The organism is Cytobacillus sp. FSL R7-0680 (genome assembly GCF_038009245.1).
Lineage (GTDB): Bacteria > Bacillota > Bacilli > Bacillales > Cytobacillaceae > Cytobacillus > Cytobacillus kochii.
Window position 1 is genome coordinate 3476823 of sequence record NZ_JBBPAO010000001.1, and the last position, 14763, is coordinate 3491585.

Here is a 14763-nt window from a genome sequence, read left to right on the forward strand (position 1 = left end):
ACAATAAATACGAGCTACCGATACGTGACGATTTTCGTTTTTCCAGACGCAAATCGCCGCGTATTTTCTTTGGAATCGACATAAATAAAGACATTTTGGAAATCTGATTTGATGAGGCTGAAATGCATTAAACCATGATGAAGAAAGGAAGCAGGTTGTGTAGTCTAACTGCTTTTGCCCATGAATCTCTCGAATATCTCATTCACCCCCTGTATGAAGACTTGAAACCAAAGAAAAAACGAACAATCCATGCCTATCAAGGATTGTTCGTTACCTAAATTAAAAGAAGTAATAGAAAGAAACGACAAGGGCGGTGACAAAAATACCCGGTAAGAGATTTGCTACCCTGATTTTTGTTAAGCCCATTAAGTTTAAGCCGATAGCAAAAATCATTAAGCCGCCTGTAGCTGTCATTTCTAGAATAAAGCTGTCCATCCACGCTTGGGGAATCCATTTATCAATTTGTGTCGCAAATAACGCAATCAATCCTTGATAGATAAAGACTGGGATGGCTGAGAATATGACACCGATACCTAAAGTGGTCGTTAAGATTAGAGCCGTGAAGCCATCTATAATTGATTTTGTATATAAGACCGAATGATCTCCACGGATCCCACTATCTAACGCACCGATGACACCCATTGCACCAATAACAAAAATTAATGTTGCTGTGACAAATCCCTGAGAGATGCTACCTTGATGATTGGATCCAATTTTATTTTCTAATAGAATACCGACTTGATTGAGTCTATCTTCTAATTTTAACCATTCTCCAAGCATCGCCCCAAAAACGAGGCTAAGAATGACCACTAAGAAGTTTTCACTCTTAAGCCCCATCTGTAAACCAAGTACCATTACTGCCAAGCCAATAGCTTGCATCACTGTATCTTTCATTTTTTCAGGGATACGATTAAGGAACTTACCGATTAATGTACCGACAATAATTAATAGTGAATTGACTACTGTACCTAATAAAAACATTAGAGCTACCCAAATATACTTTCTATCTTTTCATGATGTCTATCTAGCAAACGACTAAGCGGCTAGATGGATTCTTTTTGCTGATCTAAAAGATCCAGTATTCGCTCCAAATCGTCGTTAGAAAAGAATTCGATTTCTATTTTCCCTTTCTTTTTTCCTTTTTTAATATGAACGTTCGTGCCGAACCTTTCTCTAAGCGAAGATTCATGTGATTGAATAAACACATCTTTATTTTCCTTCTTCTTTGTTTCACGTGGAACTTTTTCGTTTAATTGCCCGATCCATTGTTCTAACTGCCTTACATTTAAAGAGTCTTTTAACACTTTTTCTACTACCGTATCCATAAGGGATTTTTTCTTTAACCCTAACAGCGTCCTACCATGACCCATCGTTAATTTTCCATCAGCAATCATCTCTTGTACTTTAGCTGGCAGTGAAAGCAAGCGAATATGATTAGCAATATGCGGTCGGCTTTTTCCTAATCTCTTAGCCAATTCCTCTTGTGTGATTTTTAGTTTTTCAATTAATAATTGATAAGCTGCGCCTTCTTCAATCGGCGTTAAATCTTCCCTTTGAAGGTTTTCTAATATAGCTAATTCCATCATTTGTTGTTCTGATAGATCGCGAATAATGACTGGCATCGTCTGCATATTTGCCTCTTTTGCTGCCCGATACCTTCTTTCACCAACAACAATTTCATAACCTTTAATACTTTTACGAACAATAATTGGTTGGAGGATTCCGTGTGTGAGAATCGATTGTTTTAGCTCTTCTATACTCTCTTTTGTGAAGATTTTTCGCGGTTGATACGGATTAGGACGTATTTCCTTAAGTTTTATTTCTTCAATTATTTCTTCACTTTCTTTGTCCACATTCGTAAAGAAGGCATTAAGCCCTTTACCTAACCCCTTAGCCATTTGTTAACACTTCCTTTGCTAAGTCTAAGTATACTTCTGCTCCGCGAGACTTTGGATCGTATGTGATAATTGGCTCCCCATGACTTGGTGCTTCACTTAAGCGTACATTTCTAGGAATCACCGTGCGATACACTTTATCTTGAAAGTACTTTTTCACTTCTTCAATGACTTGAATTCCTAAATTCGTTCTTGCATCCAACATTGTTAACAAAACGCCCTCAATACGAAGATCTTGATTTAAATGTTTTTGCACAAGTCTCACCGTATTTAACAGTTGACTTAATCCTTCAAGCGCATAATATTCACATTGTACAGGAATTAATACGGCGTCAGATGCTGTTAAAGAATTCAGCGTTAGTAATCCTAGTGATGGAGGACAATCGATAATAATATAATCATAGTTTTCCTTCACGTCTTCTAAAGCTCTCTTTAACCGAACTTCTCTTGATATTGTTGGTACAAGTTCAATTTCCGCTCCTGCTAGTTGAATCGTAGCAGGTATTATATGCAGTTTCTCTACAATTGTTGGTTTGATGGCTTTACTTGCTTCTAAATCGTCCACTAATACATCATAAATGCAGTAATCCACTTCTGCCTTCTCAATACCAATACCGCTCGTTGCATTACCTTGTGGGTCTATATCTACAAGCAACACCTTTTTGCCCATAGAAGCTAGACATGCACCTAAGTTCACTGCTGTTGTTGTTTTTCCTACGCCACCCTTTTGGTTAGCTAAAGCAATCGTTTTCCCCACCTGAACTCACCTGCTTTCTTCACATGTTTGTTTTTCTACGTATGTAATCTATTAAAAACCCCTATTAAAGACATCATTGTTTTAGTACGCATTCACTTTTTTCGAACGCACGAATCTATTTTATCATGAACGTGAGGGGAAGAATAATTATTTTAAGAAAAATAAGAAAATCTTCCAGATGCTATTTTCTGGATAAAAAAAGAGCCATATCTCGCAAAAGTTGATTTGAGATTGGCTAGGTCATTTATTTTTTCTTTTTTGGAATTTTGATTGTTATTTGATAGAATTCATCAAATTCTTCTTCTTGTGAATCTAAGTTTATGCCACTATCAGAAACCATTGAAAGCGATTGGCGAATCGTGTTGACAGCAATACGCATATCTTTACTAAATGCTTTTCTTCTTGGTTTTGCCTTTGGTTGATCTTTTTCTAATAGCTTTACCACTCGGTCCTCTGTTTGCTTTACATTTAGCTGTTTTTCAACAACTTCAGCTAATAAGCTAACTTGCTTCTCGTGGCTTTTTAAAGGAATAAGTGCCCTTGCATGTCGTTCTGTTATTTCTTTTCTTAAAAGGGCTTCTTGTACTTCTTCTGGTAATTTCAACAACCTTAATTTATTGGCTACTGTTGATTGCCCTTTTCCTAGACGTTGTGCCAATGCTTCCTGTGTTAAGTTATGTAACTCTAGTAGCTTTCCATAAGCAACGGCTTCTTCAATAGGCGAAAGCTCTTCACGCTGCAAGTTTTCAATAAGCGCAATTGAGGCCGTTTCTGTATCACTCATATTCTTGACAATGGCGGGAACTTCTTCCCAACCCAATTTATTCATTGCACGCCAGCGACGCTCACCTGCAATAATTTCAAATTGATTGTCACCGTATTCTCTAACGACAATTGGCTGAATAATACCGTGAATATGAATTGTACGAGAAAGCTCTTCTATTTTCTCATCATCAAATATTGTCCGAGGCTGAAAACGGTTAGGAACGATTTGATCGATAGGGATCTTCTTTACCTCTTCCTGGCTTGCTAATGTCTCTGTCTCTGCCTCTTCCATTTCTATATCTGCTTGTTCGTCTAGCTTGTCTTCATTTGTTTTTTCCTTTTCGCCTAGGCCAAAAAGGCGTGAGAAAGAATGCTTCATCACCCTGCACCACCTTTACGAAACTCCCTATAACCTATTCTCTACAAAGTAGACAATTCCTGCGATTGTCTATCAATTTATAGTGATATAAAAAACCATATACGCTCAAATTCACGATTCAATCGGTGATTTATTAGGCGTTCCCGGCTTTCTTGGATATTTATTAGGGGTAGATTTTTCTTTCTTAATTACTAGAATGTTTCTTTCACTTTCTTCTTCTGGTAATGTGAAAGTGTGTGAATCTATCAGTTTACCACCAAAGGTTGTTATCGCTTTGTTTGCTTTATCTAGTTCTTGTTCAGCCCCTGCACCTTTCATAGCTAAAAAGGTACCACCGACTTTGACTAAGGGCAAGCATAATTCACTCAGTACTGACAATCTTGCTACCGCCCTAGCTGTGACAAGATCAAAGCTTTCGCGGTATTTTTTGTTTTTGCCAAACGTCTCCGCGCGATCATGTACAAATTCGACATGATCTAATCCAAGTTTTTCAGCTAAATGATTTAAAAAACCAATCCGTTTGTTTAATGAATCAACGATGGTCACTTGTATTTGAGGAAAGGCAATTTTTAAAGGGATACTTGGAAAACCAGCTCCAGCTCCAACATCACATACCTTTAACGGCTGGTTGAAATCGTAATAAAAGGCAGCTGAGATGCTGTCATAAAAATGCTTTAAATATACTTCATCTTTTTCTGTAATGGCCGTTAGGTTCATTTTTTCATTCCATTCAACAAGCGTCGAATAGTACAATTCATACTGTTCCATTTGCTGCTTGGAGAGGGAAATTCCCTTCTCCTCAAGCAAATGAACAAATTGTTCTGTATTCATGCGTTCAATCCTCTCTTATTCATTAGCCACTTTCGCAATTCTTCCTTGTTCTAAATAAACGAGTAGAATAGAAATATCTGCTGGGTTTACACCAGAAATACGAGATGCTTGTGCTAAAGATAGAGGACGCACTGATTTCAATTTTTGGCGTGCTTCAGACGCAAGCCCATTGATATCATCATAATCGATTTGATCTGGAATTTTTTTGTTTTCCATTTTTTTCAGTCTGTCTACTTGTTGTAATGATTTTTCAATATAGCCCTCATACTTAATCTGTATTTCTACTTGTTCTTTTACATCATCATCTAACTCACTCGTTGCTTTAGCGAGCTGTTCAATATGAGCGTAAGACATTTCTGGTCTTTTTAATAAATCACTTGCACGTATACCATCTTTTAATTCACTTCCACCTAGGGATTGAATTAAACCTTGAACCTCAGCATTCGGTTTTAAAATAATCTTCTTTAAACGCATTTTTTCTTCTTCAATTTGCTGTTTTTTAGACAAGAATTTTTGATAACGTTCCTCACTAATCATGCCTACTTTATAACCTACTTCTGTTAAACGAAGATCCGCATTGTCATGGCGTAATAATAGACGGTACTCCGCTCTAGAAGTTAATAAACGATAAGGTTCGTTCGTCCCCTTTGTTACTAAATCATCAATTAGTACCCCGATATAGCCATCGGAGCGACTTAAGATCACTTGCTCTCTACCAAGTGAATGAAGCGCTGCATTCATCCCTGCCATTAGACCTTGACCGGCTGCTTCTTCATAACCGGATGTCCCATTTATCTGGCCGGCAGTATAAAGGTTTTTCACTTTTTTCGTTTCCAATGTTGGCCATAATTGCGTCGGTACAATGGAATCATATTCAATTGCATAACCAGCTCTCATCATTTGCACATTTTCTAAACCTGGAATCGTCCGCAAAATGTCTTGTTGTACATCTTCAGGTAAACTAGTTGATAACCCCTGTACATAAACTTCTTGCGTGTTTCTCCCCTCTGGTTCAAGGAAGATTTGATGTCTTGGTTTGTCATTAAAACGAACCACCTTATCCTCAATTGACGGACAATAACGAGGACCTGTCCCTTTGATCATACCAGAATACATCGGAGAACGATGTAGGTTATTGTCGATGAGCGTATGCGTTTTTTCGTTCGTATATGTTAACCAACATGGCAGTTGTTCTGTAATATATTTAGTCGTTTCATATGAGAATGCTCTCGGTACATCATCACCTGGTTGTATTTCTGTTTTACTATAATCAATTGAATGACTATTTACGCGCGGTGGCGTTCCCGTTTTAAAACGAACCATATCAAAACCTAAAGCCTCTAGATGTTCGGACAACTTAATCGATGGTTGTTGATTATTCGGTCCACTTGAATACTTTAATTCTCCTAAGATAATTTCTCCACGGAGGAATGTACCGGTAGTAATAACAACAGATTTCGCATAATAAGTTGCGCCCGTTTGCGTAATAATACCTCTACATTCACCATCTTCAACAATTAAACTTTCCACCATACCTTGTAATAATGTTAAATTCTCTTGGTTTTCCAATGTTTTTTTCATTTCATGCTGATACGTAAATTTATCCGCTTGTGCTCTTAATGCTCTTACTGCGGGGCCTTTACCTGTATTAAGCATACGCATTTGGATATAGGTTTTATCAATATTTTTCCCCATTTCGCCGCCTAATGCGTCAATTTCCCGTACGACAATTCCTTTCGCCGGTCCACCAATTGAAGGGTTACATGGCATAAAGGCAACCATATCAAGATTGATTGTGACCATTAAAGTTTTTGCCCCAATTCGAGCTGAGGCAAGACCTGCTTCAACTCCTGCATGACCGGCACCGATAACAATAACGTCATATGAACCTGCTTCATAAGCCATTTCATTTTACCTCCCTTTTCTTTTTTTATATTTATATCAACGGTTTTTTTTCTTATTTTCCAAGACAGAACTGAGAGAATAACTGGTCAATTAAACTATCTTGTACACTATCTCCAATAATCTCACCTAGAATTTCCCATGTTCTTGTCAAATCTATTTGTACGATGTCAATCGGTGTGCCCAGATCAACACCCTCTATTGCGTCATTAATTGAATTTATGGCTTGGTGTAAAAGAGCAATATGTCTTGAGTTAGAGACATATGTCATATCTTCTGCTTCGATGGAGCCAGTAAAGAATAATTCAGAAATCGCCTCTTCAAGCTCGTTAATTCCTTGTTCTTCTAATAAAGAGGTTGTCACTAGCTTCTGATTAGCTGCAAGCTGTCTCACTTTTTCCATATCAATCTTTTGTTCTAAATCAGTTTTATTCACGATGACAATAACATCCATGCCTTCGACCGCTTTAAATAAATTCATATCCTCATCCGTAAGCTCATCCGAATAGTTCACAACGAGTAAAATAAGATCCGCTTCTTTTAATACTTGTCGTGATCTCTCTACCCCTATTCTTTCAACAATATCTTCTGTTTCCCGAATACCAGCTGTATCTACTAATTTTAATGGCACGCCTCTTACGTTCACATATTCTTCTATTACATCTCTTGTCGTACCTGGGATATCTGTCACGATCGCTTTATTCTCATGGACTAGGCTATTTAATAACGAAGATTTACCAACATTCGGGCGTCCAACGATTACCGTTGATAAACCTTCACGTAAAATTTTCCCTTGTTGGGATGTACGTAGTAACTGCTCGATTTCCTTTTTAACGAAGCTTGCCTTCTCTAATAGTAATTGATGGGTCATTTCCTCGACATCATCATATTCGGGATAGTCAATATTCACTTCCACATGGGCAAGTACTTCTAGAATTTCCTGTCGTAACCTTTGAATTAAGTTTGACAATCTGCCTTCCATTTGACCTAAGGCGACATTCATTGCCTTATCCGTTTTCGCTCGGATTAAATCCATCACTGCCTCCGCCTGCGATAAATCAATGCGCCCATTTAAAAAAGCACGCTTTGTAAATTCACCTGGTTCAGCTAAGCGAGCACCATTTGTCAACATCAATTGCAGGACGCGATTGACAGAAACGAGTCCACCGTGACAGTTAATCTCAATCACATCTTCTTTTGTAAACGTCTTTGGACCCTTCATGACCGAAACCATTACTTCTTCAGCAACTTGGTCAGTCTTCGGATCAATAATATGGCCATAATGAATTGTGTGAGATGGGACTTCTTTCAAACGTTTATCTCCCACACTTTTAAATAAATGATCCGCTATATCAAAAGCTTCAGGTCCGCTTAGCCGTACAATTGCAATTGCGCCTTCACCCATAGGAGTAGATATAGCAGCTATTGTATCAAGTTCCAAGCGGCTTCACCTCATTTCATTTTTATCTATAATTACTCATCCTTCAATCTATGAAAAAAATTATTTCCCAAAAAAACAGAATATCATATGCAAACAATTATTAAAAGCAAGATCATCCTCGTCAAAAATCCCCGAACTAAGGAAAATACCTGTTATCAACAGTATAGACAAATTTTTTCCTTCTAAAAATTATCCACAGAAACCAAGTCGGTATTATGCTCTATTTTAACTTATCCACATGTGAATAACAATCATACAATGCTGAATTCATTATTTTCCTCTTTGACCAATTCTTTGTGAAAAAAGCTGCGAATGTTTTCTAAGCTCTTTCGGAACTTCCGAAAGAGTTCTGAAGTAATTGCGCGTTTATCCATAAAAAAAGAGCGTCCGCTTGGACACTCTCTATAAAAAATTAATTTTTAACTGGTGAAATGACAATATGTCGATGAGGATCATTGCCATCCGAATACGTTTCTACTTTCTTATCATGAGACAAAGCAGAGTGGATCACTTTTCTCTCATAGGAAGGCATAGGCTCAAGCGAGACCTTTTTACCAGTTTTAATTGCCTGGCTTGCTAATCTTTCAGCAAGCTGCACCAACGTATCAATTCTTCTTTGGCGATAGTTTTCTGCATCTAATATAATATTAAAATATTGATCAGAATATCTGTTGACGACAAGCTGTGTAAGATACTGCAAAGAGTTTAATGTTTGACCTCGTTTACCTATTAATAAAGCAATTTTATTACCAGATAGAATAAATTCAACATTTTTACCGTCTCTAACAGTTTCAATTTCAACCGGCGCGCCCATTTTCTCACTGACCTCTAATAAAAATTTCTCCGCTTCTGCAATCGGATCCATTTTCATCGTTGCTTTTATCACTGCAGGACGGGATCCGAATATACCAAGGATCCCTTTCCTTCCTTCATCGAGAATCTCTATTTCTACACGATCCTCTGTTGTTTGTAATTGAGCTAAAGCCGAATGTACTGCTTCATTGACGGTTTGTCCTGTAGCAGTTATTTCTTTCACTTTTTCGCTCCTCCCGCAGGTTGTGTTTCTTTAGATTTTTTTAAATCTGGACCTTTAATGAAATAAGTTTGTACAATCATAAATAAGTTACCAACTACCCAATATAGAGAAAGAGCCGCTGGGAAATTAATAGCAAAAATAACGATCATGATTGGCATTAACCATAACATCATTTTCATTTGCGTTGCCATCATTTCATTCGCACTAAAGTCTTGTCCAGCCATCATCATCTTCTGTTGAATGAACGTTGTAATACCTGCTACAACTGGCAAGATATAATATGGATCGGCATCGCCAAGATCAAACCATAAGAAGTTATGATTAGCAATTTCTCGCGTTCTTGAAATCGCATGATAGAATCCAATAAGAATCGGCATTTGTACTAACAATGGTAAACAGCCCGCCAATGGGTTTACACCATGTTTTTGCATTAATTCCATGGTTTCTTGTTGAAGCTTTTGTTGTGTCTTTTGATCTTTAGAACTATATTTTTCACGTAGCTTTTGCATCTCAGGCTGTACTGCCTGCATTGCTTTAGAACTCTTAGTTTGTTTAATCATCAATGGTAGAATTACTAGACGAATCAGAATTGTTACGACAATAATCGACAAACCATAGCTTCCGCCCATAAGGCCTGCAATTTTAATAATAAGCCATGATAGCGGATAAACGATGTATGAGTTCCAAAAGCCTTCACTCTCGGAAGTAATTGGCTCATTAAATTCAGTACACCCTGCTAAAAGTACGGTGACTAGAATTAGACCAACCAATAAAGGTATTCGCTTTTTCAACCGTTATTTCCTCCTTAATGCCTAGATAATATTGTTACAGTTTTTCTATCATCTCTTCATTTTTACTGAGAATCGAATAAACTGATTTTACTCATGGTATGTATTTTATCATCTTTTCCTCATATGTCATATGAATAAAAGATGTCTTTCCCAAATTTCATAAAAAAAAGCTCTTTTTATGAAATTATGACTTATTATTTCCATGTTTATGTGTTTTAACAACCCGAGAAAGCTTCAAAACATGCATTAAGCTTTTCTTAATTTCAAAAAAGCTCATTTCAGCAGTTGGCTTTCGTGCGATAATAATAAAGTCATAATTTGGTTTTAACTCTTGATCCAGCTCATGAAAGGCCTGTCTAATATAACGCTTGATTTGGTTCCTTTTGACAGCGTTACCAAGCTTCTTACTAACAGATAATCCTATTCTAAAATGAGACTGGTCATTTCTTTGTAAAGAATAAACAACAAATTGCCGGTTAGCAAATGACTTACCTTGTTTAAAGGCTTCTTGAAATTCTTTATTCTTCTTTACTCTAAATTCTTTCTTCATGTCATTTACACCTTCTTTTTCATACACGGTTCGTAACAGCTCATGTATAAATAAGTCTTATATTCTCTATTTGGGCAATCGATCAATCATGCGTTTACTCACTATTTTTACACTATTACGTGAAAAAAGACCACTGATTTTCAGTGGCCTAAGCAGATAATACTTTTCTTCCTTTACGACGGCGGCGTGCTAGAACGTTACGTCCGTTCGAGCTGCTCATACGGCTGCGGAATCCATGAACTTTACTTCTTTTACGTTTATTTGGTTGATAAGTTCTTTTCATTATATGACACCTCCCTGAGGAATAGCTGTTAAAGACAGTCTTATTAATTATATAGATGCTACCTAAAGATTGTCAACTATCCATCGGATGATTAACCTTTACGCGCAACTTTTTTCAAAAAACATCACTGTACTGAATTTTACTTTGTTTCGTCTCCAATGTCACCCTCATTTCAATAGTATTTTTTGGTTATTGGGGAAATCCATTGATTGCGAGCCTGTATAGCAATGATTGAAGGGCTATTTTCTTATAAATTTTTTTAATAGCTGATTTTAAATTAGCCGTTTTGTTTTAACCTGTTTTACAAGTTTTTTGGACTTAGACTTTAGACCTCTTTTCATTCTCACGTTTTTGGATCAGACTTCACTTCTCGTTCCATGTCTAATTATGAGCATTGGCGACTTTCTCCATGCGAACAAGTTATACAAATTACCTTCATAATCATTCAACAGGTCTCATGGTCACAATTAAATTTATGTGTCATTATGATTGATTCCATTTTTGTTGTACTCATGATTCCTTTTGCATATCCGCTATAATCTAGTTCCATATTGTTTGTAAGTCCATTAATTTAAATGTCCTGTTTTTATAAGAAGACTGTCTTCCATCTATTTATCCACGTATTTATCATTCAGCATATATTTTTACTTGTGGATACTTTTTTCGACAAATTTATTTTATCCACACTACATATAGACAAGTTTTTCACAAAAACACTACCTGTGGACAATTGTTATAAACAGGTTGTTTCACTTGTGGATAAGCATTGAAAAAACGTTGCATGCTCTTGTTATTTCTGTTATCATATTTGTGTTTTCACACTTAATAACTGAACGGTATATATTTTATTATCCACAGATTGTGGATATCATGTGGACAGGTTATACAACCCCTATGTAAAAGGTTGTCCACAGGTGGTGGATATTGTCGAAATGTCGCCTTTTTTCCTTATTATATATTTTTCCACATCTTATTTTATTCATTTTTTCTATATAAACATTTTTGTGGGCATTTTCAGCCGTTATTTTCAAAGAAAAGGAGGGATCATCATTGGAAAATATATCTGACCTATGGCAGCAGGCTTTAGCAAAAATAGAAAAGAAAATTAGTAAACCAAGCTTTGAAACCTGGATGAAGTCAACTAAAGCACATAATCTTCAAGGAGACACTTTAGTGATCAAAGCACCTAATGAATTTGCTCGAGATTGGCTAGAAGAGCGCTATTCTCCATTAATTTCCGAAACAATAAAAGAAGTTACTGGTGAACGACTCGAAGTTAAATTCATTATTCCGCAAAACCAGAACGAAGAAGAGCTTGAAGCCATCAGCCCGGCTAAAAAGAAGCCAGTCGAAGAGGAATCCCAAGACATTACCTTCAATATGTTAAATACGAAAAATACTTTTGATACATTTGTTATTGGTTCTGGGAATCGATTTGCCCATGCTGCTTCACTCGCAGTAGCAGAAGCACCTGCTAAGGCCTATAATCCACTGTTTATTTATGGTGGTGTTGGTTTAGGGAAAACACATTTAATGCATGCAATTGGTCACTATGTATTGGATCATAATCCAAATGCGAAAGTTGTCTATTTATCTTCTGAGAAATTTACCAATGAATTTATTAACTCTATTAGAGATAATAAAACCATTGATTTCCGCAATAAATATAGAAAAGTAGACGTGCTATTAATAGATGATATTCAATTCCTTGCCGGAAAAGAATCAACCCAAGAGGAATTTTTCCATACGTTTAACACATTACATGAAGAATCAAAGCAGATTGTCATCTCGAGTGACCGACCTCCAAAAGAGATTCCGACACTTGAGGATCGCCTGCGTTCTCGTTTCGAATGGGGACTGATTACAGATATTACCCCACCAGATTTAGAAACAAGAATTGCGATTTTACGTAAAAAGGCAAAAGCTGAAGGGTTAGACATTCCTAATGAAGTCATGTTATATATTGCCAATCAAATTGATTCTAATATTCGTGAATTAGAAGGAGCACTTATTCGTGTTGTTGCCTACTCATCACTTATAAATAAAGATATTAATGCAGATTTAGCTGCAGAAGCATTAAAAGATATTATTCCGAGTTCAAAACCTAAAGTTATTACTATTCATGAGATTCAAAAGGTTGTCGGAGGCTATTATAACGTTAAATTAGAAGATTTTAGTGCGAAAAAACGGACAAAGTCTATTGCTTTTCCTAGGCAAATTGCTATGTACCTATCTAGAGAATTAACCGATTTCTCTCTACCGAAAATCGGTGAGGAATTCGGGGGCCGAGATCACACAACAGTGATTCATGCCCACGAAAAAATCTCTAAATTACTTCATGCAGACACACAATTTCAACAGCAATTAAAAGAAATTAATGAATTACTTAAAGTATAATTGTGAATAACTACCGAATGATTATGCACAGTCTGTCCACATGTGGATAGGCTGTGTTTCCATTCATTTTTCTAGTTATCCACATGTTAACAAGCCCTACTAATACTTCTATTATTTTAAAATAAAAAATATATGTATATACATTGGAGGTTAATCATGCGATTTACGATTCAGAGAGATCGCTTAGTTCAAAGCGTTCAAGATGTTATGAAGGCCGTTACTAGTAGAACAACAATTCCCATTTTAACTGGAATTAAAATTGTTGCATCTGACGAAGGTGTAGCTTTAACAGGTAGTGACTCTGATATTTCTATTGAGTCATTTATTCCTAAAACAGAAGAAGATGAGGTCATAGTTAACATTGAACAACCAGGTTCAATTGTGTTACAAGCAAAGTTCTTTAGTGAAATCGTAAAGAAATTGCCAACAGACCAAGTAGAAATTCATGTAGAAAATCATTTACAAACAGTTATTACTTCTGGTAAATCTCAATTCAATCTAAACGGTATTGATGCTGATGAATATCCTCATTTACCGCAAATTGAAGAAGATAATGTTTTTTCTATTCCGACTGACCTTCTAAAAGCAATGGTTAGGCAGACAGTTTTCGCAGTGTCCACCTCAGAAACACGCCCAATCTTGACAGGTGTAAACTGGCAGATTGAAGGAAGTGCTTTAACCTGTATTGCAACAGATAGCCACCGCTTAGCATTGAGAAAAGCAACGATCGAAACAGCATCAGAAGCATCTTATAATGTGGTTATTCCTGGGAAAAGTTTGAGTGAACTTAGCAAAATTCTCGACGATCACAACGATACAATTCAAATTGTTATTACAGAGAACCAAGTTTTATTTAAAGCGAAAAATTTATTATTCTTCTCTAGATTACTAGAAGGAAATTACCCAGATACATCACGATTGATTCCAAATGAAAGTAAGACGGATGTCGTTGTTACTACGAAAGCATTTTTACAAGCCATTGATCGTGCTTCTTTACTTGCACGAGAAGGTAAAAATAATGTCGTTAAACTTTCTACTGTTGATGATCAAGTCATTGAGATCTCATCTAATTCTCCAGAAATCGGTAAAGTTATCGAGGAGCTTCCGAGCATTTCGAAAGAAGGAGAAGACCTTAAAATTTCGTTTAGTGCGAAATTTATGATGGATGCTTTAAAAACATTAGAGGGTACAGAAATAAAAATTAGCTTTACGGGTGCGATGAGACCATTTATTATCACACCACTTAATGATGATTCAATCTTGCAATTGATTTTGCCAGTTAGAACATACTAAAGCTTTAGGTAAATAGAAATCCGAACAATCATTCAAGGAAGAGTGTGTTCGGATTTTTTTATTTAACTCATTCTGTTTTGAATTTGCTTCCAGAATTTTCGCAATAAATGACTTCAATACTTAATAAAAGATTTACTTTGTGTATCACACAATAATTTAGTAAAATAAACTATTAGATACTAAAAAATAGAGAAGTACGATGTCAAATAACTAGAAAGAGTGCAATGATGAACAAAATACAAATTGAAACGGAATATATTACTTTAGGGCAATTTCTCAAAGTAGCTGATTTAATTCAGTCAGGGGGAATGGCGAAATGGTTTTTAGGTGAATATGTTGTATTTGTTAATGGGGAACAAGATCAGCGTCGTGGGAGAAAGCTAAGAGCAGGCGATGTAATCGAAATACCTGATCATGGCACATTTACAATTTCGAACAATTAA

General features: G+C 36.3%; 14 protein-coding genes. 3 read left to right on the forward strand and 11 right to left on the reverse strand.

Translation table 11 applies throughout. From position 1 onward, the window contains the following. Window positions 1–279 precede the first annotated feature (279 nt). The 11 genes from MKY26_RS17295 to rpmH all read right to left on the reverse strand — a co-directional run bounded on the left by MKY26_RS17295 (window position 280) and on the right by rpmH (window position 10630). Window positions 280–981, reverse strand: a complete 702-nt coding sequence (locus tag MKY26_RS17295) for a DUF554 domain-containing protein (protein WP_095371339.1) — start codon at window positions 979–981, stop codon at window positions 280–282. A gap of 62 nt (window positions 982–1043) precedes the next feature. Further along, the gene (locus MKY26_RS17300) at window positions 1044–1898 is read right to left on the reverse strand and encodes a ParB/RepB/Spo0J family partition protein (RefSeq protein ID WP_095371338.1); all 855 of its coding nucleotides are present in this window, start codon (window positions 1896–1898) and stop codon (window positions 1044–1046) included. Then, entirely contained in the window at window positions 1891–2652 is a 762-nt protein-coding gene (locus MKY26_RS17305; RefSeq protein WP_095371337.1) for a ParA family protein, read from the reverse strand. The genes MKY26_RS17300 and MKY26_RS17305 overlap by 8 nt, the downstream gene beginning before the upstream one ends. A gap of 244 nt (window positions 2653–2896) precedes the next feature. Further along, window positions 2897–3796 (reverse strand): nucleoid occlusion protein, encoded by a 900-nt coding sequence (noc, locus tag MKY26_RS17310; protein WP_307319118.1) that lies wholly within the window; start codon window positions 3794–3796, stop codon window positions 2897–2899. Window positions 3797–3907: 111 nt separating this feature from the next. Then, complete coding sequence (gene rsmG, locus MKY26_RS17315) at window positions 3908–4627, reverse strand: 16S rRNA (guanine(527)-N(7))-methyltransferase RsmG (RefSeq protein ID WP_307319120.1); 720 nt, start codon at window positions 4625–4627, stop codon at window positions 3908–3910. A gap of 15 nt (window positions 4628–4642) precedes the next feature. Beyond that, window positions 4643–6532 carry a tRNA uridine-5-carboxymethylaminomethyl(34) synthesis enzyme MnmG gene (gene mnmG, locus MKY26_RS17320; protein WP_095371334.1) on the reverse strand — a complete coding sequence of 630 codons (1890 nt, stop codon included), beginning with the start codon at window positions 6530–6532 and terminating at the stop codon, window positions 4643–4645. Window positions 6533–6584: 52 nt separating this feature from the next. Then, window positions 6585–7970, reverse strand: coding sequence for a tRNA uridine-5-carboxymethylaminomethyl(34) synthesis GTPase MnmE (gene mnmE / locus MKY26_RS17325; protein ID WP_095371333.1), 1386 nt, complete (start codon window positions 7968–7970; stop codon window positions 6585–6587). A gap of 412 nt (window positions 7971–8382) precedes the next feature. Beyond that, complete coding sequence (gene jag / locus MKY26_RS17330) at window positions 8383–9006, reverse strand: RNA-binding cell elongation regulator Jag/EloR (RefSeq protein WP_095371332.1); 624 nt, start codon at window positions 9004–9006, stop codon at window positions 8383–8385. Beyond that, entirely contained in the window at window positions 9003–9797 is a 795-nt protein-coding gene (gene spoIIIJ / locus MKY26_RS17335) for a YidC family membrane integrase SpoIIIJ (RefSeq protein WP_095371331.1), read from the reverse strand. The genes jag and spoIIIJ overlap by 4 nt, the downstream gene beginning before the upstream one ends. 184 nt (window positions 9798–9981) lie before the next feature. Further along, the gene (gene rnpA, locus MKY26_RS17340) at window positions 9982–10347 is read right to left on the reverse strand and encodes a ribonuclease P protein component (protein WP_095371330.1); all 366 of its coding nucleotides are present in this window, start codon (window positions 10345–10347) and stop codon (window positions 9982–9984) included. A 148-nt stretch (window positions 10348–10495) separates the two neighbouring features. Further along, entirely contained in the window at window positions 10496–10630 is a 135-nt protein-coding gene (gene rpmH, locus MKY26_RS17345) for a 50S ribosomal protein L34 (RefSeq protein WP_016201470.1), read from the reverse strand. A 1050-nt stretch (window positions 10631–11680) separates the two neighbouring features. Here rpmH and dnaA point away from each other — a divergent pair. The 3 genes from dnaA to yaaA all read left to right on the forward strand — a co-directional run bounded on the left by dnaA (window position 11681) and on the right by yaaA (window position 14763). Further along, window positions 11681–13027 carry a chromosomal replication initiator protein DnaA gene (dnaA, locus tag MKY26_RS17350; RefSeq protein ID WP_095371329.1) on the forward strand — a complete coding sequence of 449 codons (1347 nt, stop codon included), beginning with the start codon at window positions 11681–11683 and terminating at the stop codon, window positions 13025–13027. Window positions 13028–13183: 156 nt separating this feature from the next. Further along, window positions 13184–14320 carry a DNA polymerase III subunit beta gene (dnaN, locus tag MKY26_RS17355; RefSeq protein WP_095371328.1) on the forward strand — a complete coding sequence of 379 codons (1137 nt, stop codon included), beginning with the start codon at window positions 13184–13186 and terminating at the stop codon, window positions 14318–14320. 224 nt (window positions 14321–14544) lie between these two features. Beyond that, window positions 14545–14763, forward strand: coding sequence for a S4 domain-containing protein YaaA (gene yaaA, locus MKY26_RS17360; RefSeq protein ID WP_095371327.1), 219 nt, complete (start codon window positions 14545–14547; stop codon window positions 14761–14763).